Origin of the sequence: Streptomyces sp. NPDC000410, assembly GCF_040300305.1 — a bacterium.
GTDB lineage: Bacteria > Actinomycetota > Actinomycetes > Streptomycetales > Streptomycetaceae > Streptomyces.
Genome location: NZ_JBEPDM010000017.1, coordinates 86,233 through 102,549, shown reverse-complemented (window position 1 = coordinate 102,549; position 16,317 = coordinate 86,233). Strand labels below are relative to the sequence as shown.

Annotated in this window: 16 protein-coding genes; 6 read left to right on the top strand and 10 right to left on the bottom strand. The window is 71.4% G+C overall.

Features of this window, described 5'->3' with window-relative positions:
• Window positions 1-25: 25 nt before the first annotated feature.
• Window positions 26-1,444, top strand: coding sequence for a hypothetical protein (locus tag ABT342_RS19305; RefSeq protein ID WP_351574852.1), 1,419 nt, complete (start codon window positions 26-28; stop codon window positions 1,442-1,444).
• 136 nt (window positions 1,445-1,580) lie between these two features.
• Here the strand turns inward: ABT342_RS19305 and glnA are convergent, their stop codons facing one another.
• Complete coding sequence (glnA, locus tag ABT342_RS19300) at window positions 1,581-2,990, bottom strand: type I glutamate--ammonia ligase (protein WP_351574850.1); 1,410 nt, start codon at window positions 2,988-2,990, stop codon at window positions 1,581-1,583.
• 223 nt (window positions 2,991-3,213) lie between these two features.
• On the opposite strand from glnA, the gene ABT342_RS19295 reads away from it, so the two are divergent.
• The gene (locus ABT342_RS19295; RefSeq protein ID WP_351574847.1) at window positions 3,214-3,681 is read left to right on the top strand and encodes an RDD family protein; all 468 of its coding nucleotides are present in this window, start codon (window positions 3,214-3,216) and stop codon (window positions 3,679-3,681) included.
• A 79-nt stretch (window positions 3,682-3,760) separates the two neighbouring features.
• Here ABT342_RS19295 and ABT342_RS19290 read toward each other — a convergent pair whose 3' ends face one another.
• The 4 genes from ABT342_RS19290 to lipB form a co-directional block, all read right to left on the bottom strand.
• Window positions 3,761-4,465 (bottom strand): DUF4191 domain-containing protein, encoded by a 705-nt coding sequence (locus ABT342_RS19290; RefSeq protein ID WP_351574844.1) that lies wholly within the window; start codon window positions 4,463-4,465, stop codon window positions 3,761-3,763.
• An 18-nt stretch (window positions 4,466-4,483) separates the two neighbouring features.
• Entirely contained in the window at window positions 4,484-4,687 is a 204-nt protein-coding gene (locus ABT342_RS19285; RefSeq protein WP_351574841.1) for an SCO2195 family GlnR-regulated protein, read from the bottom strand.
• A gap of 324 nt (window positions 4,688-5,011) precedes the next feature.
• Entirely contained in the window at window positions 5,012-5,977 is a 966-nt protein-coding gene (gene lipA / locus ABT342_RS19280; protein WP_351574838.1) for a lipoyl synthase, read from the bottom strand.
• 146 nt (window positions 5,978-6,123) lie between these two features.
• On the bottom strand, window positions 6,124-6,948 hold the full coding sequence (gene lipB / locus ABT342_RS19275; RefSeq protein WP_351574835.1) for a lipoyl(octanoyl) transferase LipB: 825 nt from the start codon (window positions 6,946-6,948) through the stop codon (window positions 6,124-6,126).
• Window positions 6,949-7,245: 297 nt separating this feature from the next.
• Here lipB and ABT342_RS19270 point away from each other — a divergent pair, with 297 nt between their 5' ends.
• Window positions 7,246-8,703: an NsdA family TPR-like regulatory protein gene (locus ABT342_RS19270; RefSeq protein ID WP_351574832.1), complete on the top strand. Its 1,458-nt coding sequence runs from the start codon at window positions 7,246-7,248 to the stop codon at window positions 8,701-8,703.
• Between the two features lie 245 nt (window positions 8,704-8,948).
• Here the strand turns inward: ABT342_RS19270 and ABT342_RS19265 are convergent, their stop codons facing one another.
• Both ABT342_RS19265 and ABT342_RS19260 read right to left on the bottom strand, forming a co-directional pair.
• The gene (locus ABT342_RS19265) at window positions 8,949-10,274 is read right to left on the bottom strand and encodes an NAD(P)/FAD-dependent oxidoreductase (RefSeq protein WP_351574829.1); all 1,326 of its coding nucleotides are present in this window, start codon (window positions 10,272-10,274) and stop codon (window positions 8,949-8,951) included.
• Window positions 10,275-10,558: 284 nt separating this feature from the next.
• A complete protein-coding gene (locus tag ABT342_RS19260) occupies window positions 10,559-11,458 on the bottom strand; it encodes a TIGR01777 family oxidoreductase (RefSeq protein WP_351574827.1) in 900 nt (299 codons plus the stop codon).
• Window positions 11,459-11,595: 137 nt separating this feature from the next.
• On the opposite strand from ABT342_RS19260, the gene ABT342_RS19255 reads away from it, so the two are divergent.
• On the top strand, window positions 11,596-12,111 hold the full coding sequence (locus tag ABT342_RS19255) for a GNAT family N-acetyltransferase (protein WP_351574824.1): 516 nt from the start codon (window positions 11,596-11,598) through the stop codon (window positions 12,109-12,111).
• Between the two features lie 63 nt (window positions 12,112-12,174).
• On the opposite strand, the gene ABT342_RS19250 is transcribed toward ABT342_RS19255, so the two are convergent.
• Window positions 12,175-12,828 (bottom strand): TetR family transcriptional regulator, encoded by a 654-nt coding sequence (locus tag ABT342_RS19250; RefSeq protein ID WP_351574821.1) that lies wholly within the window; start codon window positions 12,826-12,828, stop codon window positions 12,175-12,177.
• 115 nt (window positions 12,829-12,943) lie between these two features.
• On the opposite strand from ABT342_RS19250, the gene ABT342_RS19245 reads away from it, so the two are divergent.
• Window positions 12,944-13,714 (top strand): SDR family NAD(P)-dependent oxidoreductase, encoded by a 771-nt coding sequence (locus ABT342_RS19245; protein ID WP_351574818.1) that lies wholly within the window; start codon window positions 12,944-12,946, stop codon window positions 13,712-13,714.
• 53 nt (window positions 13,715-13,767) lie between these two features.
• Here the strand turns inward: ABT342_RS19245 and ABT342_RS19240 are convergent, their stop codons facing one another.
• Window positions 13,768-14,286, bottom strand: a complete 519-nt coding sequence (locus tag ABT342_RS19240) for a DUF4240 domain-containing protein (RefSeq protein ID WP_351574935.1) — start codon at window positions 14,284-14,286, stop codon at window positions 13,768-13,770.
• Window positions 14,287-14,396: 110 nt separating this feature from the next.
• Between ABT342_RS19240 and ABT342_RS19235 the strand changes: the two genes are divergently transcribed.
• On the top strand, window positions 14,397-15,317 hold the full coding sequence (locus ABT342_RS19235; protein WP_351574815.1) for an SDR family oxidoreductase: 921 nt from the start codon (window positions 14,397-14,399) through the stop codon (window positions 15,315-15,317).
• A gap of 3 nt (window positions 15,318-15,320) precedes the next feature.
• Here ABT342_RS19235 and ABT342_RS19230 read toward each other — a convergent pair whose 3' ends face one another.
• Entirely contained in the window at window positions 15,321-16,277 is a 957-nt protein-coding gene (locus tag ABT342_RS19230) for a helix-turn-helix transcriptional regulator (RefSeq protein ID WP_351574812.1), read from the bottom strand.
• Between the last annotated feature and the right edge of the window lie 40 nt (window positions 16,278-16,317).

Below are 16,317 nucleotides of genomic sequence, written 5' to 3'. Positions count from 1 at the left end.
GCAGATCAAGAGAGGAGCCCCCTCGATGTCGCGGAAGAACGCCTGGGCCAGGAGTCCGGTGCGGAGGTACCCGATGCGGGTGTGCGCCGTAGTCAGTGCGGCGACCATGGCCGTGGCAGGCCTCACGGCCTCGTCGGTCCAGGCGGCCGGCCCGTCCAAGAAATGTTCGGTGGTGGACCTCGTCGCCAAGATCAACGCGGCCAACAGCTCACCCGGCGCCGACACGATCCACCTGTCCGGCAAATGCGTCTACCGGCTGACTGCTCCCGATCCCAGCAGTCCCGCCAACGGCCTGCCTCCCATCACCAGCGAGATCACCATCGAAGGCCATGGCGCCACGATCACCCGGGACGATTCGGCTCCCGACTTCCGTATCCTCTTCGTCCCCTCCGGCGGCGATCTCACGCTCAACAAGACCACCATCAGCCGCGGCCGCGCCACGGACTGCCCGACGTTCCCCGGCCTCGCGGTCTGCGGCGGCGGTATCTCCAGCCTCGGAACCCTGACCGTCAACCACAGCCGCGTCATCAAGAACACCGCCGAGTCCGCCACCCTCTTCGCCGAAGCCGGCGGCATCGACAGCGACGGCACCGGCAAGCTCAACCACACCGAAGTCAGCGGTAACGTCGCCCGCTACACCGGCGGCGCCCTGAACAGCGCGGATGCCGGCGGCGTCTCCAACGACGGGCCGTTGACCGTCTACCGCAGCCGCATTGTCAACAACATCGTCAGTATCACCGCGAACACCGGAGGCTTCGCCTTCGGCGCAGGCCTCAGCAGCTTCGCCCCTACCACCGTCAAGCAGAGTGTCATCAGCTTCAACAAGGCCATTGCCCCCGGCGGCACCGCACGCGGCGCCCTGGCCAACGCCGTTCCGGCCTCGACCGTGATGACCGTCACCGACACCGTGCTGGAGGGCAACACCGCCAGCGCCCCCGGCGGCACCGCCCTGGGCGCCGCGGTCGCCAGCAACGCCAAGCTGTCCATGACCGACTCCCGGATCATCGACAACCACGCCAGCGCTCCTGGCACCACCACCGCCAGCGGCACCGCCGTCGGCGGCGGCCTCAGCGTCGGCCCCGTCGGCGACGTCGCCCTGGCCGACACCACCCTGCGCGACAACTCTGTGAATGCCTCCGGCGCCGGCAGTTCCGCCGTCGGCGGCGCCATCAACAACTCCGTCGGCGGCACCCTGAGAACCGTCCGCACCCACATTCGCGGCAACACGGCCACCACCTCAGGCGGCGGCACCGCGCGCGGCGGTGGCCTTTTCAACGGTGGTACTTCCCTCCTCCAGTGGAGCAAGGTCACCAAGAACAAGGCCGGCGACGGAGGCGGTATCTACGAGGACTCCGGCACCGTCACCCTCACCAGCACCACGGTCACCGACAACGACCCCAACAACTGCAGCCCGTCCGGCAGCGTGCCGGGCTGCGTCAACTGACCGGGCCGTCTTCTTCTGCGACAACCTTCTGCGACAACGCGAAAGGCCGCCGGCCGTGCCCATCCTCCCGGACAGGTACGGCCGACGGCCCACAGACGGCACAGGCGAGCGGAACCCGCTCTGACCTGCGGCGTCCTTAAATGTCGAAGTACAGCTCGAACTCGTGCGGGTGCGGACGCAGCTGGATCGGGGCGATCTCGTTCGTCCGCTTGTAGTCGATCCAGGTCTCGATCAGGTCGGAGGTGAAGACACCGCCGGCCTGGAGGTACTCGTTGTCCGCCTCCAGGGCGTCGAGGACCGCCGGGAGGGAGGTCGGGACCTGCTGGACGTTGGCGTGCTCCTCCGGAGCCAGCTCGTAGAGGTCCTTGTCGATCGGTTCCGCCGGCTCGATCTTGTTCTTGATGCCGTCGAGGCCCGCGAGGAGCAGCGCCGAGAAGGCCAGGTACGGGTTCGAGGACGGGTCCGGGGCGCGGAACTCGACGCGCTTGGCCTTCGGGTTCGAGCCCGTGATCGGGATACGCATGGCCGCCGAGCGGTTGCGCTGCGAGTAGACCATGTTGACCGGGGCCTCGAAGCCGGGCACCAGGCGGTGGTACGAGTTCACCGTCGGGTTGGTGAAGGCCAGCAGCGACGGGGCGTGCTTGAGGATGCCGCCGATGTAGTAGCGGGCGGTGTCCGAGAGGCCCGCGTAGCCCTGCTCGTCGTAGAAGAGCGGGTCGCCGTTGGACCAGAGCGACTGGTGGACGTGCATGCCCGAGCCGTTGTCGCCGAAGATCGGCTTCGGCATGAAGGTCGCGGTCTTGCCGTTTCGCCAGGCGACGTTCTTCACGATGTACTTGAAGAGCATCAGGTCGTCGGCCGCGGCCAGCAGCGTGTTGAACTTGTAGTTGATCTCGGCCTGGCCGGCGGTGCCGACCTCGTGGTGCTGGCGCTCGACCTGGAGGCCGACGTTCTCCAGCTCCAGGGAGATCTCGGCGCGCAGGTCGGCGAAGTGGTCGACCGGCGGGGCCGGGAAGTAGCCGCCCTTGTAGCGGACCTTGTAACCACGGTTGTCCTCGACCGCACCGGTGTTCCAGGCGCCCGCCTCGGAGTCGATGTGGTAGAAGCCCTGGTTCGCGGAGGTCTCGAAGCGGACCGAGTCGAAGACGTAGAACTCGGCCTCGGGGCCGAAGTACGCGGTGTCCGCGATGCCGGTGGACGCGAGGTAGGCCTCGGCCTTCTTGGCGATGTTGCGCGGGTCACGGCTGTACTGCTCGCCGGTGATCGGGTCGTGGATGAAGAAGTTGATGTTCAGGGTCTTGTCACGGCGGAACGGGTCCAGACGCGCCGTGGACAGGTCCGCGCGCAGCGCCATGTCGGACTCGTGGATCGCCTGGAAACCGCGGATCGACGAGCCGTCGAAGGCAAGCTCCTCGGACGGGTCGAACGCCGTGGCCGGAATCGTGAAGTGCTGCATCACGCCGGGAAGGTCGCAGAACCGGACGTCGACCATCTTCACGTCGTTGTCCGCGATGTACTTCTTGGCGTCGTCGGCGTTCTGGAACATCCAACTCCTCCTACTCCCGACCCGGAGCCGGGCGGGGTTGTAGCTCGGTCGTGCGGCCAGTGCGGTGGCACACGCTGGACCCGACCTTAGGCAGGCGGGATTTCTCCAGCATGACTCATTTGTTTCGGAGAAGTTAACCGGTCCGGTGGCCGGGCATGTCCGAGACATGCCCCACGACGACCCGGGCGGGGGTGATCAAAAGCGGGCACAGTACCGTGGTCGGGTGGACAACAGGCAAGCAATCGGATCCTGGCTCTCCGGGCCCCGCGCGGCGGCCGAGGACATGGGCGCCGACTTCGGCTACCGGGGCGAGCGGCTCGGACTTCCGGAGCAGGGGCCGGGCGCGATCGCCCCGCTCGGGCGGCGTTTCGGTGCGCTCTTCATCGACTGGGCCATGTGCATGCTGATCGCGTACGGGCTGCTCGCCCAGGGTGACCAGCAGGCGGCCGGCAACTGGGCACTGCTGATCTTCCTCGTGCTCAGCGTGCTGACCGTGGGCACCATCGGCAGTACGCCCGGCAAGCGGATTTTCGGCATCCGCGTCGTCGCCGAGAACGGCGGGCGCCTCGGATTCGGCCGTGTGATCGTACGCAGCGTGCTGCTCTGTCTCGCGATCCCGGCCCTCGTCTGGGACCGCGACGGGCGTGGTCTGCACGACCGGCTCGCCCGGGCCGTCCAGGTGCGGATGTGATCGTCGGAACAGCGTGACGACGTAAGACATAAGAAGGGGCGCCCCGGAAAGCCGGGGCGCCCCTTCGTGTCTGTGGGGGTCAGCGCATCTTTCCGCCGCGCGGCATCCGCATGCCCTTCGGCATCGGCCCCTTCGGCAGCGGCATGTTGCTCATCAGGTCGCCCATGGCGCGCAGCCGGTCGTTCGTCTGCGTCACCTGCGGGCCGGTCAGTACCCGGGGCAGCTTGACCATGGTGGTCCGCAGCTTCTTGAGCGGCACCTGGCCGTCGTCGTTGCCGACGATGATGTCGTGCACCGGGACGTCCACGACCACGCGGCCCATCTTCTTCTTCTCGGCGGCCAGCAGGCTCTTCAGCCGGTTGGGGTTGCCCTCGGCCACCAGCACGATGCCGGCCTTGCCGACCGCCCGGTGGACGACGTCCTGGCTCCGGTTCATCGCGACCGCGGGAGTCGTGCTCCAGCCGCGCCCGATGTTCTGGAGTACCGCGGCCGCCGCGCCCGGCTGTCCTTCCATCTGCCCGAAGGCAGCACGCTCGGCGCGGCGTCCGAAGACGATCGCCACCGCGAGGAAGGCCAGCAAGAAGCCCAGGATGCCGAGATAGACCGGGTGTCCGATCAAGAAGCCGATCGCGAGGAAGACACCGAAGGTGACGATTCCCACACCCGCGAGGACAAGACCGATCTTGGAGTCGGCTCGCCGGGTCATCTTGTAGGTCAGGGCGATCTGCTTGAGTCGCCCGGGGTTCGCAGAGGCAGCAGTCTCTGCCTGTTCCTTCCTCGCCATGTTTGCAGTTTACGTGGCTCAGGAGGAACGGGTCCGGGCGGCCTCCAGCACGTGCTGGGTCTCGGCCCGGTCCTTGGCGCGGCGCCGGTCCTCGAGCACCGCGGTCCAGGCGTTGCGGCGGGCGGTGCGCTGTCCGCCGCGCAGCAGGACGGACTCGACGGCGCGGAGTGCGTCGGTGACGGACGGGATCGCGTGGGCGCGTACGTGGGTCGCGGCCGGCATGGCGGGGGTCCTCCCTCAGAGTGGGTGAGATGAGGTGGGGGGTGCGGTGCGGCGGCGACGGGGTACGTCGCTGTCGCGGTGCGGCGGGGTGGCGATGTGTGTGGCGATGTGGCGATGCGTCGGAGTCGCAATCCGTAGCGATGCGTTCCATCAGCGTCACTGATTGGTGTTACCAGGGCGTGACCGACCGGTCAAACACCGATGAAACCTTTACGCGGAGCCCCGGAACGCTGACGCGGCCCGTACGCGTCCTCCGACCTGCGGAGAGCGTACGAGCCGCGTATCATCCGGCCTTTACTGGCCGGTAGTCTCTTGTGCGCGAATTCACACAGCCTGCGTAGCGGCCACTTCGCCGCGTCGCTCCATCGCCTGCTGGAACAGCCGGCCGGCCCGGTACGACGAGCGGACCAGCGGACCGGACATCACACCGGAGAAGCCGATCTCGTCGGCCTCCTCCTTCAGCTCCACGAACTCGTGCGGCTTCACCCAGCGCTCCACGGGGTGGTGGCGCACCGAGGGCCGCAGGTACTGCGTGATCGTGATCAGCTCGCAGCCGGCGTCGTGCAGGTGCTGGAGCGCCTCGCTGACCTCCTCACGGGTCTCGCCCATGCCGAGGATCAGGTTCGACTTGGTGACGAGACCGGCCGCGCGGGCCTCCGTGATCACCTTGAGCGAGCGCTCGTACCGGAAGCCGGGGCGGATGCGCTTGAAGATCCGCGGCACGGTCTCCACGTTGTGCGCGAGCACCTCGGGGCGCGAGGAGAAGACCTCGGCCAGCTGGTCCGGCTCCGCGTTGAAGTCGGGGATCAGCAGCTCGACCTTCGTCCGGCCGGCCTCGCGGTCCGCCGTCTGCGCGTGGATCTGGCGCACGGTCTCCGCGTACAGCCAGGCGCCGCCATCCTCCAGGTCGTCGCGTGCGACGCCCGTGATGGTGGCGTAGTTCAGGTCCATCGTGACGACCGACTCGCCCACGCGGCGCGGCTCGTCACGGTCGAGTGCCTGCGGCTTGCCCGTGTCGATCTGGCAGAAGTCGCAGCGCCGGGTGCACTGGTCACCGCCGATGAGGAAGGTCGCCTCGCGATCCTCCCAGCATTCGAAGATGTTCGGACAGCCCGCCTCCTGGCAGACCGTGTGCAGACCCTCGCTCTTGACGAGCTTCTGCAGCTGGTTGTACTCGGGGCCCATTTTCGCCCGGGTTTTGATCCACTCGGGCTTGCGCTCGATGGGGGTCTGGCTGTTCCGGACCTCCAGGCGCAGCATCTTGCGTCCGTCGGGTGCGACAGCGGACACGACCGGCTCCCTACCACTTCGATTCTTCGGCGAACACCAGGGTACGCCCGTTGTTTGTGAGGCCTTTACGGATGCCTGTACGGATGCCCTTTCGGGTGCCGTCACGCCTGGCCAACCTCTGGCCAGCGATCCGCATTCCGCATTCCTCAGGCGGCCGGCTCGGGCTCGGGCTTACGCTCGGCCTCGCGTTCGATCTCGCGCGGCTTCAGGTCCGCGTTCTCCAGCACGTCGCGCAGATGCTTCTCGGCCACCGGCAGGACGTCGGCGATCGTCACGTCCCGGCCCAGCTCGTTCGCGAGCGAGGCCACGCCCGCGTCGCGGATGCCGCACGGCACGATCCGGTCGAACCAGGTGTTGTCCGGGTTCACGTTCAGCGCGAAGCCGTGCATCGTCACGCCCTTGGCGACGCGGATGCCGATGGCGGCGAGCTTGCGGTCCTCGCGGCGCTGGCCGGCGTTGGAGGGGGCGTACTCCGGACCGTTCAGACGTGGGTCGAACTCCTCGTCGTTCAGCCGGGGGTCGAAGTCGAGCGAGAGGCCGCCGATCGCGGGACGCTGCTCGACCGGGTCGCCCAGCACCCACACACCGCTGCGGCCCTCGACCCGGCTGGTCTCCACGCCGAACTCCGCACACGTGCGGATCAGCGCCTCCTCCAGCCGCCGCACATGCGCGACCACGTCCACCGGGCGGGGCAGCTGCATGATCGGGTAGCCGACGAGCTGGCCGGGGCCGTGCCAGGTGATCTTCCCGCCGCGGTCCACGTCGACGACCGGGGTGCCGTCCAGGGGGCGCTCGTTGTCGGCCGTACGCCGCCCCGCCGTGTAGACGGGAGGGTGCTCCAGCAGCAGGCAGGTGTCGGAGATCTCGCCGGCGAACCGGGCCGCGTGCACGCGGCGCTGTTCGTCCCACGCCGTCCGGTACTCGACCGCGTCCTCACCGAAGCCCAGATGGACAAATCGCAGCTCGCTCACCGTCGTGCCCTCCTCAAGCTTTCACGGTGCACCTATCGCGCCCCGGGCCACTCTACGACTCGCCTCGAACCCGTCAGCGCCGCCCTCAATCCTCACACGATCGGATGAATGCGGGGCGAAGGTGGCAGTCGGGTCGGTATGGGCCAGTAAATTCGCGCCGTTCCTCCCCCAGGGCTTTTCCCCCAGAGCTGCTCCCCCAGAGCTGCGCCTGGGGGGACCCCCAGGGGACCCCCAGGTGGTACCCCAAGGCTGCGAGGGCTGCACCCCGGGCCCGGAAGGCAGGAGATCGCACAGCTGATGACGGAACGACCTCCGCAGCGCACCCCCAATCGCCAGCTCGCCGCGCTCATCGCCGAAGCGGGGTTCTCCAACGCGGGGCTCGCCCGCCGGGTGGATCAGCTCGGCCTCGAACACGGCCTCGATCTGCGGTACGACAAGACGTCGGTGACCCGGTGGCTGCGCGGGCAGCAGCCGCGCGGTACGACACCCGCACTGATCGCCGAGGTGTTCACCCGGCGGCTCGGGCGCCGGCTGTCGGCGCAGGACCTGGGCCTCGACGCGTGCGCGCCGGTCTACGCCGGGCTGGAATTCGCGGCCACGCCCGAGGAGGCCGTGGACATCGTGAGCGGGCTGTGGCGCAAGGACTCCGGCAGCCACGCCGAACTGCGGAAGATCGCGTTCACCCCGGCGGGGCTGGTCGTCCCCAGCCGGGACTGGCTGATCGGACGGGCCGACGAACGCGTCGGGCGGATGGACCCCGCCGTCGTCCAGGCCCTGCCGGGGTCGGTGCGGGTGCCCGTGCAGGGCCGCGCCTCCATGCCGCGCCAGCGCGGCACCGACCGCGGCCCCGGCCAGCGGGTCAGCTCCGGCGACATCGCCGCGCTGCGCTCGGTCGGCGAGCTGTTCCGCACCCTCGACCAGGCGTACGGAGGCGGGCACGCCCGTCAGGCCCTCGTGCGCTATCTGGAGCACGAGGCCGAGCCGATGCTGCGCGGGACCTACGGGGAGACGACGGGGCGGCGGCTGTTCGCGGCCGCCGCCGATCTGACCCGGCTGGCGGGCTGGACGTCGTACGACATCGCCGCGCACGGGCTCGCGCAGCGGTACTTCGTGCAGGCGCTGAGGCTCGCGCAGGCGGCGGGGGACCGGGCGTACGGGTCGTACGTGCTGGTCACCATGGCCCGCCAGGCCGTCTACCTGGGCCACGGCCGGGAGGCGGTCCAGCTCACCCGGGTCGCCCAGCAGGGCGTCGGCTCGTCGGCGCCCCAGGTCGTGCAGGCGCTGCTATACGCGGTCGAGGCACGCGGTCACGGCGTGCTCGGCGAGGTCCGGGCCTGCACGGCCTCCCTCGTACGGGCCGAACGGGCGCTGGAGGCGTCGCGGCCCGGCGACGACGTGCCGCACTGGGCGCGCTTCTTCGACGAGGCGCAGCTGGCGGACGAGTTCGGGCACTGCCACCGCGACCTCCAGCAGTACCGGGCGGCGGTGCAGCACGCGGAGCGCTCGCTGCAGCTACGGGCGCCGGGGTACGCCCGCAGCCGGTTGTTCTGCCGGGTGGTGCTGGCGTCCGCGCGGCTCGGGCTGGGGGAGCTGGACCAGGCGTGCGCGCTGGGCGCGGAGGCGGCGCAGCAGGCGTCCGAGATGCGGTCGGCGCGGGCGATCGAGTACGTACGGGACTTCGAGCGACGGCTGGAGCCGTACCGGGACGCGGCGGCGGTGCGGACGTATCGGGACCGGGTTGCGGCGATCGGGTGATGTGCGGGGAGTGTCTTCAAAGTAGCGTCGTCCGCCCGGAGGGCGGGCCCGGCGGAGTCTGGTGCTGGGGGCACCTCCCGTGCCCGTAGGGCTACGGGGGAGATCGTGCCAGGCGTCGCCGGGCAGACGGGACTTTGAAGGCACGACCTAGGGAGGGCCCGCCCCCGCGACGGGCGCGGAGGGCGGCTCGGGGGTGTCCTCGGCGTAGCGTCGCCGGGCGGACGGGACGACGTGGAGGACACGGCTCAGGCCGCGGCACTCGCCAGCGGGAGCGCGCCGTAGCCCGGCTGGATGCCGAAGTCGCGCAGTACCGCCCGCGCGGCCCTGCGGCCCGAGAACAGGGCGCCCTGGACGGTGGCGGTGTCGCGGTGGTCGCCGCACACGTAGAGGCCCGCGAGCAGGCGGACCGCGCGGCGGGGGTCGTGCGGCGGGGGCATCGCGGGGACCGCCTCCGGGTCGTGGTGGAGGCCGAGGAGCTCCCAGTCGCCGGTCGCGGTGCCGTACAGGGCGGCCAGGTGGGCGCGGGCGCGACGGTCCAGGTCGGCGGGCGGGCGGCCGAGGACGACGGAGGTGATCAGCGCCCGGCCGTCCGGGGCGCGGGACGGGTCGACCTCGCTCATCACCGAGGTGTACGCGACCGGGCCGACGCCGTCGGCGTCCAGCAGCAGCGCGGGCTCGCGCGAGGGCGCGGTGGGCGCGGTGTGGTGAAGGACCGTCACCGGCCGGAAGGACGGGACGCGCAGGCCCGGCAGCAGGGCGGCGGCGGTGCGGGCGCCGGTGGCCAGCAGCACGGAACGGCAGCTGAACCGCCCGTGCTCCTCGGTGCTGACGGAGTTGATCGAGGCCTCCGTGACGCGGACGCCGGTATGGACGGTGCCGGGCGGGAGGGACGCCGCGAGCAGCTCGGGCAGTGCGGCGGCCCCGCCCTCGGGAACGCACAGCCGGCCCCGGGCGAAGCCGCGGAGCACGAGGTCGGCGACGCGGCTGGAGGTGCTGAGCTCCGGGTCGCAGAGGAGGGCGGCGAGCAGGGGGCGCAGGACGCCGCTGACCGTACGGGCGGGGAAGCCGCGCGCGTACAGGGCGTCCAGCGCGGGCAGTTCGGGGCGGGCCAGCAGCCGGCGGGGCGGGGTGGCGGCGAGCCGGGCGAGGGCGGTGGCGAGGCGGGCCTGGTCGAACGCCTCACCCAGGGGTGTCCTGGGGGCGCCGGCCAGGGCGCGCGCGGCGTTGAGCGCGCCCCGCGCCCCGCGTGTGCCCCGTACGCTCCGGATGTCTCCGGCACGGAGATACCGGCCCTCGCTGTGCACGAGCACACCCGGTGAGAACGGCCGCAGGGTGAGCGCGGCAAGGCCCGGGGTACGGCGGAGCTCCGGGTACGAGGTGTTGAGCAACTGTCCGATCCGGTCGAGCCGGAACCCGTCGACCAGCTCCGTGGCCATCCGGCCCCCGACCCCGGGGGCGGCCTCCAGCACGGTGACCGTGACGCCCGCGCTGGTCAGTTGATGGGCCGCCGACAGACCGGCGACACCGGCCCCGACGATGACGACGTCCGCGTGGCGTGCGCTGCTGAGCACGTGCCCCTCCCCGAGGTCGGCGCGGCTGGTGGGTTCCTCATGCCCCCAACACGTCCGCGCAATCCGCAAGTTCGGGTGGAGAGTAGAAACCGCCCGGCCCGCCTGCCGCCACCGGCGCACTCCGGTCGCCCGGCAGCACGGGGTCGCACGCCTGTGCGCCTTTGCCCGGCCACGGCCTTTTCCCGGGCGGTTCGGTGTCGTCGCCGTGCGTTCGCGGTACCACGAACGCCGGAGCCCTCGGCGGGTCCGTCGGCCAGGGCCCTCGGCCGGATCAGCCGGAGCGCTCAGCGCGTCGCCGCGCGGATCGACGCGTCGATCGACGGGTACGTGAAGCCGAAGCCCGAGTCCACGAGCTTCTTCGGCAGGACGCGCTGGCTGCCGAGCACGTCCGCGGCGAATTCGCCGAGCGCGATCCGCAGCGCGAACGGGGGAACCGTGAACAGGGTCGGGCGGTGCAGGACGCGGCCCATCGCCTCCGTGACCTCGCGGTTGGTGAGGGGGACGGGGGCCGTCAGGTTCACCGGACCGGACAGGGCGGGGGTTTCGATGATGTGGCGGATCGCCTCGACCTCGTCGTGCAGGGCGATGAAGCTCCAGAACTGACGGCCGTTGCCGAGCCGGCCGCCGAGCCCGGCCTTGAAGATGGGGAAGAGCCGGCCCCACGCCCCGCCCTCGTGCGCCACCACCAGGCCCGTACGGGCGAACGCCACCCGGATGCCCGCGGCCTCGGCCGGGGCCGCCGCGGCCTCCCAGTCCACGCAGACCGACGGCAGGAAGCCGGAGCCGGCCGGGGCGCTCTCGTCCACGGCCCGGTCGCCGGTGTCGCCGTAGTAGCCGATCGCGGTGCCGCAGACCAGCACGCGCGGCGGCGTGTCCAGCGAGGCGACGGCCGAGGCGATCGTGGCCGTACCGAGCACCCGGCTGTCCCGGATCTCCTTCTTGTACGCCTCCGTCCAGCGATGCTCGCCCACGCCCGCGCCCGCCAGGTGGACGACGGCCTCGCAGCCGATGAGTCCCGCCGTGTCCACGTACTGCCGCGCGGGGTCCCACTCCACCTCGTCCTCCGCGCGCGGGGGCCGCCGCACCAGGCGGACGACGTCGTTCCCGTCCGTGCGCAGGGCGCGTACGAGGGCCGTACCGATGAGCCCGGTCGAACCGGTGATCGCGATCCGCATACGGCTCATCCTGCCGCATCGGGTGCGCCGTATCAGCGGAAGAGCAGCCGGATGGCGGTCTCCCGGTCGTGCCGCACGTGTCGCGCGCTGTCCTGAGGGGGAGCCGTGCTGCCCGGGAGGGCGGGGCGCGTGGCAGAGTGTCGGCCATGCCCGAGCCGCGCATACGCCCCGCACGCCCCGCCGACGACGACGCCCTGCGCGAGCTGGATGTGGCCACCTGGTCGACGTTGCACGCCGTGCAGCCGCGTCCGCTGCCGCCGTACCAGCCGTTCTTCGACGAGCGCCACACGCCCGGCGGCTATCTGGTCGCGGAGGGCAGGGGCGGCGACGGCGACGGGGACGGGCGGATCGCCGGCTACATCCGGCTGGAGGTGCCCACCCCGCTCGCCTGCAACCAGCACGTCCGCCAGATCCAGGGCCTCGTCGTGGCCGGCTGGGCGCGCGGGCAGGGGCTGGGCCGGGCGCTGCTGCGGGCGGCGGCCGACGAGGCGCGGCGGCAGGGCGCCGTCCGGATCACCCTGCGCGTGCTCGGCCACAACACACCCGCCCGCAAGCTGTACGAGTCAGAGGGATACGCCGTCGAGGGCGTCCTGCCCGGCGAGTTCTTCCTGGCCGGGCGGTACGTCGACGACGTACTGATGGGCCGCTCGCTCACCCGGTAGGCCGTAGGCCGCGCCCTCCCGCCGGCGTTCCTGGGCGCACACCGTGCGGACCCACCGGCCCGTTCACCCGGCCGGGCGCTCGGCCCCACCCGTCAACGGCCGCATCCCGCCCATCAGTTCACGCAGACACCGCACCGCGAGCCCGGCCGGGGCGCCGGGGCCCCCCGAGACCGGGGCGTCCGTCTCGGACCACGCCTCCAGGGCCACGCGGATCGCGTCCGTGGCCGCCGCCGCGGCGAGGCGGAGTTCCAGGGGGTCCGCGGACGGGCCCGCGAGCACGGCCAGGACGGGCAGCAACTGCTCCTCGGACTCCTGGTTCACCCGGTACCAGACGGCGCGCAGGGCCGGGTCGGCCGCCGCGGCGCGCAGCAGGCCGCGCGTCCAGCGCAGGCCCTCCGCCGCGTCGTCCCCCTGGCCGGACAGCGCCTCGGCGATGGACCGCTCCAACGCCTCCGGCACGGTCGTGCCCGGCTCGGCGGCCGCCAGCAGCTCCCGCCAGCGCGCCGCGCCGCCCGCGAGCAGCGGGGCCACGGCGTCCTGCTTGTTGCGGAAGTAGCGGTAGAAGGTGCGCAGCGCGACCCCGGCGCGGTGGGCGATCTCCTCGGCCGTGGTGCCGTCCGGGCCGCGCTCGGCGAACAGCTCGGCGGCGGCGCGCGCGATGTCGAGTTGGGTCGCGGCCTTGCGGCGTTCGGTCAGGGACGGCGAATGGGTGCTCACCGGAGGAAGCGTACGCCCAGCCACTGTCTGTAGGCACGAATCGCCACTGTGGCAAAACGTGCCATCTAGGCGTACGGTGTGCCCACCGAGAACGACGACGAGTGGAGACACGAACATGAATCGCTACGCAGGCCGCCGCGTACTCATCAGCGGCGCCGGCTCCGGCATCGGCCAGGCCACCGTGCACCGGATCCTCGCCGAGGGCGGCCATGTCGTGGGCGTCGACGTCAACGAGGAGGGCCTGAAGTCGACCTTCGCCAAGGCCGCCGCCGACGGCACCGCGGCCCGCCTCACCACGGCGCTGCTGGACATCTCCGACGAGGCCGCGGTCCGTGCGGGCGTCGCCGCCGCCGTCGAGACCCTCGGCGGCCTCGACGTCCTCGTCAACGCGGCCGGAATCCTCCGCTCCGAGCACACCCACAAGACCTCGCTCGACCTCTTCAACAAGATCATCGCGGTGAACCTCACCGGCACCTTCCTGATGATCCGCGAGTCCCTCCCGGCGCTCCTGGCGGGCGACAAGCCGGTCGTCGTCAACTTCTCCTCCACCTCCGCGACCTTCGCGCACCCCTATATGTCGGCGTACGCGGCGAGCAAGGGCGGCATCCAGTCGATGACCCACGCCATCGCGAGCGAGTACAGCAAGCAGGGCCTGCGCGCGGTCTCCGTCGCGCCCGGCTCCATCTCCTCCGACATGACCAGCGGCAACGGCCCGGGCCTGCCCGAGGACGCCGACATGTCGCTCTTCATGAAGCTCGCGCCCGCCATCGGCGCCGGTTTCGCCAGCCCCGACACCGTCGCGGGTGTCGTCGCCATGCTCGGCTCCGAGGACGGCGCCTTCATCACGGGCACCGAGATCCGCATCGACGGCGGAACGCACTTCTGACGCCCCTGCCGCTGCGGTCCCCGTCGAAACGACAGGGACCGCGGCCGCCAGTCCTAGATGCCGAAGCGCTCCCACAGCCGGGGAAACCGCCCGGCCAGCGCCCCGTCGTCGTCGAAGTCGAACGGTGTGCCCTCCGGCTCCGTCGTCTGTGACGGGATCCCCAGATCGGGCGCGACCACCCCGGTGAGCTGCTCGTACGCCTCGTCCGCCGCGTACCCCAGCTCCTCCCCGTCCCCGTCGATCTCCTCGTCGAAGTCGTTCAGGAGATCGGCGAGGGCGTCCGGATCGTGCACCGCCCCCTCGAAGACCTCCCGGCCCTGGCCGATCAGCCAGCAGCGGAAGTAGTCGAACGCGTCATCGCTCGCCCCGCCGAGCAGCACCGCCGCCGCACCCCACAGATCCCAGCGGTACGCGCGGTTGTAGCGCGCCTCGAAGTGCCGCGCGAAGTCCAGCACGGAGTCGGGATCGAGCTGCAACAGCCGTTCGACCAGCAGATCGGCGTGGTCCTCGGGGTCGCCCTCGGCGGCCTCGCGGGTGCTGTCGATGATCTCCCAGAACTCCGTCTCGTCCATCACGGCACAAGCATCGGGGTTGGCGAGGGGCCGCGCACGTGGAGCCACGGAAATGCTCGGTTTCAAAAATGCGGACAGAAGATGTCGCCTTTCGGTGGGACGGTCGCATCATGACGACCGACAGGGCACTGCAAGGGAAGATCGCGCTGGTCGCGGGCGCGACACGGGGCGCGGGCCGCGCCATCGCCGTACAACTGGGCGCGGCGGGCGCGACGGTCTATGTGACCGGACGCACGACGAGGGAACACATCAGCGAGGTCGGCCGGGCGACGGAAACGATCGAGGAGACCGCCGAGCTCGTCACCGAGGCGGGCGGCACCGGCATCGCCGTACCCACCGACCATCTGGAGGTCGAGCAGGTCCGCACGCTCGTCGCACGCGTCGACCGGGACCACGGCCGGCTCGACATCCTCGTCAACGACGTGTGGGGCGGCGAGCACCTCGTCGTCTTCGGCACCAAGATGTGGGACACCGACCTCGACGGCGGACTGCGCATGCTGGAACTCGGTGTCCGCACCCACGTCATCACCAGCAGCTGCGCCCTGCCCCTGCTCGTACGCAACCCCGGCGGTCTCGTCGTCGAGGTCACCGACGGCACGGCCGGGTCCAACCGGCGCTTCCGCGAGAACTTCTACTACGACCTCACCAAGAACGCCCCGATCCGCATGGCCTTCGCACTCGGCGAGGATCTCAGGAGCGCCGCGGGCACGGCGGTCTGCGTCACCCCCGGCTTCCTCCGCTCCGAACAGATGCTGGAGCACTTCGGCGTACGGGAGGAGAACTGGCGCGACGCGATCACCGCCGAGCCGCACTTCGCCATCGCCGAATCCCCCGTCTACGTGGGCCGGGCCGTGGCCGCCCTCGCCGCCGACCCGGAGCGGGCGCGCTGGAACGGGCAGTCCCTGTCCAGCGGACAGCTCGCCAAGGAGTACGGCTTCACGGACGCGGACGGCAGCAGGCCGGACGCGTGGGCCTACTTCGAGGACGTCGTCCACGGGGGCAAGGAGGCCACGGCGGACGAGTACCGCTGACGCTCAGTCGTACAGCGCACGCATACCGGCGGCGGCCTCCACGAACCGCTTCCGCAGGGCGGGCGGCTCCAGGATCTCCACCTCCGGCCCGAGCCCGAGGAGTTGGGCGTACGCGACCTCCTCGGACTCGACCGGCAGGGACACCGTGACGCGTCCCCGCCCGTCCGGCGGCCCCGCCGCCTCCAGCGCCTCGTGCGCGGCGGCGCGGTCCGTCGCGTACGGCAGCCTCCGGGCGCCCTCCGGTGACAGGCGGATCGTCACCTCGGCGCGCAGCAGCGAGCGGGCGAACTGCGCGGCGCGCTCCTCCCAGAAGGCGGGCAGATCGAAGGACTCGTCCCGCTCGAAACGGGTCTCGGTGAGGCCGACGGCACCGAAGCGGTCGATGCGGTAGACCCGGAAGGACCTGCCGTCGGCGCGGGCGCACAGGTACCAGACCCCGGCCTTCAGGACGAGCCCGTACGGCTCCAGCTCCCGTTCGGCGTCCCGATAGCGGGCGGTGACGACCCGGTCGTCCCACACCGCCTCGGCGACCGTGGGCAGCAGCGCGGGGGTCCGGGGCTCCTGGTACCAGCCCGGTGCGTCCAGATGGAACCGCTGCGCCGCCGACCGCGACGCGTCCCTCAGCGACGGCAGCAGCGCCGCCGACACCTTCAGCCGCGCCGCCGACCCGGCGTCCTCCAGCCCCATCTCGCGCAGCGCCCCGGGCAGCCCGGACAGGAACAGCGCCTCCGCCTCGCTCCTGCCCAGCCCGGTCAGCCGCGTCCGGTACCCGCCGACGAGCCGGTAGCCTCCGGCCCGCCCCCGGTCCGCGTACACCGGAACCCCGGCCTCCGACAGGGCGAGCGCGTCCCGTGTGACGGTCCGCTCGGACACTTCGAGCTCCTGCGCGAGCTCGGCGGCGGTCATGGAGGGCCGGGACTGGAGCAGGAGCACCATCTTGATGAGGCGTGCGGCGCGCATGACTCCAGCGTCGCACGCGTGTACCGCCTCCAGCGACGCG

Coding starts and splice junctions, on each gene's coding strand:
- ABT342_RS19305 (WP_351574852.1), top strand. CDS start 26: ATGTCGCGGAAGAACGCCTGGGCCAGGAGTCCGGTGCGGAGGTACCCG.
- glnA (WP_351574850.1), bottom strand. CDS start 2,990: ATGTTCCAGAACGCCGACGACGCCAAGAAGTACATCGCGGACAACGAC.
- ABT342_RS19290 (WP_351574844.1), bottom strand. CDS start 4,465: ATGGCGAGGAAGGAACAGGCAGAGACTGCTGCCTCTGCGAACCCCGGG.
- ABT342_RS19285 (WP_351574841.1), bottom strand. CDS start 4,687: ATGCCGGCCGCGACCCACGTACGCGCCCACGCGATCCCGTCCGTCACC.
- ABT342_RS19270 (WP_351574832.1), top strand. CDS start 7,246: ATGACGGAACGACCTCCGCAGCGCACCCCCAATCGCCAGCTCGCCGCG.
- ABT342_RS19260 (WP_351574827.1), bottom strand. CDS start 11,458: ATGAGCCGTATGCGGATCGCGATCACCGGTTCGACCGGGCTCATCGGT.
- ABT342_RS19255 (WP_351574824.1), top strand. CDS start 11,596: ATGCCCGAGCCGCGCATACGCCCCGCACGCCCCGCCGACGACGACGCC.
- ABT342_RS19245 (WP_351574818.1), top strand. CDS start 12,944: ATGAATCGCTACGCAGGCCGCCGCGTACTCATCAGCGGCGCCGGCTCC.
- ABT342_RS19240 (WP_351574935.1), bottom strand. CDS start 14,286: ATGGACGAGACGGAGTTCTGGGAGATCATCGACAGCACCCGCGAGGCC.
- ABT342_RS19235 (WP_351574815.1), top strand. CDS start 14,397: ATGACGACCGACAGGGCACTGCAAGGGAAGATCGCGCTGGTCGCGGGC.
- ABT342_RS19230 (WP_351574812.1), bottom strand. CDS start 16,277: ATGCGCGCCGCACGCCTCATCAAGATGGTGCTCCTGCTCCAGTCCCGG.